The organism is Mesorhizobium sp. BHbdii (assembly GCF_053848045.1).
The window spans coordinates 1-1,910 of the sequence record NZ_JBSPKX010000030.1 but is presented as its reverse complement, the minus strand read 5'-3'; the positions used below and the strand labels follow the sequence as shown (position 1 = coordinate 1,910).

General features: G+C 67.1%; 1 protein-coding gene and 1 pseudogene. Both read left to right on the top strand.

The genetic code is table 11. The features are described from left to right. Nucleotides 1–193 precede the first annotated feature (193 nt). Entirely contained in the window at nt 194–1,708 is a 1,515-nt protein-coding gene (istA, locus tag ACWTU8_RS31585; protein WP_455851221.1) for an IS21 family transposase, read from the top strand. Next, nucleotides 1,705–1,910 (top strand): annotated as a pseudogene (locus tag ACWTU8_RS31580) (hypothetical protein); the annotation flags it as partial. The gene istA and the pseudogene ACWTU8_RS31580, both read left to right, overlap by 4 nt.

The window sequence follows — 1,910 nt, the reverse complement described above, 5'->3', positions numbered from 1 at the left end:
CTATAGCGCGACAAACAAGGTGAGAGCGCAACGACAATCAAGATGAGAATGCCGCAGGCTTGGAACGCAGGGAGGGCGTAGCCCGACCGGCGTTTCAAGCCTGCGGCGGCGCCCTCGTTCGGGGGGCGTTTGTCTGGTGATCGCGGTCGACCGGGTATGCCGGTGGTTTTTCCGATTTTGGGGGAATCACTTTGTGCCCGGCCGCCACGTAACCGATCATCAGATGAGGCTCTACATGAAGCTCAGACAGACCAACACGACGGCCGTCGCGGCGGCGAAGGCGTCGATCAGCATTGCCACGGCCTATCGCATCGAGAAGGACCCGCGGCTGCCGTCGCAGAAGGCGGCGCCGCGGGGGCGCCGTCGTCCCGATCCTCTCGCCGATATCTTCGACAGGGAAGTCATGCCGCTGCTCGAGGCCGCACCCGGCATCCGTGCCGTGGCGATTTTCGAAGAGCTGGTGCGGCGGCATCCCGGGCTGGGCAGCGGTATCCGCCGCACGCTGGAACGGCGCATCCGCGCCTGGCGCGCCCTCCACGGCGCGGAGCAGGACGTCATCTTCCGGCAGGTTCACCAGCCCGGCCGCCTCGGCCTTTCGGATTTCACCGACATGGGCGGCGCCGGCATCACCGTTGCGGGTCAGCCGCTCGACCACCGGCTCTATCATTTCCGGCTTGCCTATTCCGGCTTCGAGCATGCCCATGTCGTGCTCGGCGGCGAGAGCTTCGTGGCATTGGCGGAAGGCCTGCAGAACGCCCTGTGGTCGCTCGGCGGGGTGCCCCGCGAGCACAGAAGCGACAGCCTGTCGGCGGCGTTCCGCAACCTCGATCGCGACGCCCGGCAGGATCTGACGCGCCGCTATGACGAGCTCATCGCCCACTACGGCATGACGCCGTCCCGCAACAATGCCGGCATCGCCCATGAGAACGGTGCCATCGAAGGGCCGCACGGCCATCTCAAGCGGGCGATCGGGGATGCCCTGCTGATGCGCGGCTCGCGCGATTTCGACGACCTGGCCGCCTATCGCCGCTTCGTCGACGAGATCGTCGGCCGCTGCAATGCCCGCAACGCCAAGCGCATCGACAGCGAGCGCGCCGCACTGCAGCACCTGCCGGACCGGCGAAGCTGCGACTATGAGGAACTCACCGTGCGCGTCACCTCCTCCGGCGGCTTCACCCTGCGCAAGGTGTTCTACACCGTGCCGTCCCGCCTGATCGGCCACCGGCTCAGGGTGCGCCTGTTCGACGACCGGCTGGATGTCTTCATCGGCGGCACCCAGCTCATGACGCTGCCGCGCGGCCGGGCGCATCCGTCCGGCAAGCACGACCAAGTCGTCAACTACCGCCATGTCATCCACTCGCTCAGGAAGAAGCCGATGGCGCTCCTGAACCTGGTCTATCGCGACCGGCTCTTCCCGCGCGAAGCCTACCGGCGAACCTTCGACGCCCTGCTGGAGCGCCTGCCCGACCGGCAGGCCTGCCGAACCATGGTCGAGCTTCTGGCGATGGCGCACGAGCGCGGTTGCGAGAGCGAACTGGCCGACCAGTTGGCCGCCTGTCTGGAGGCTGGACGATTGCCCGACATGGCTGCCTTGCGGCAACACTTCGCCCCCGATCCCGCCCGGCTGCCGAATGTCGTTGTGCGCCTTGCCTCGCTCAACGCCTATGAAGCCCTGCTCGGCTCCAACCTGACGGGAGACGCGGCATGAAGACCACCAACGCTGTCGATGCCGCCCGGCTCAACCTGCTGCTAAACGAACTGCGCCTGCCGGCCAGCAAGCTCATGTGGCCGCAGTTCGCCGAACAGGCCGACAAGGAAGGCTGGCCCGCCGCCCGCTTCCTCTCCGCGCTCGCCGAACACGAACTGGCCGAGCGCGATCGCCGACGTGTCGAGCGTCATCTTGCCGAAGG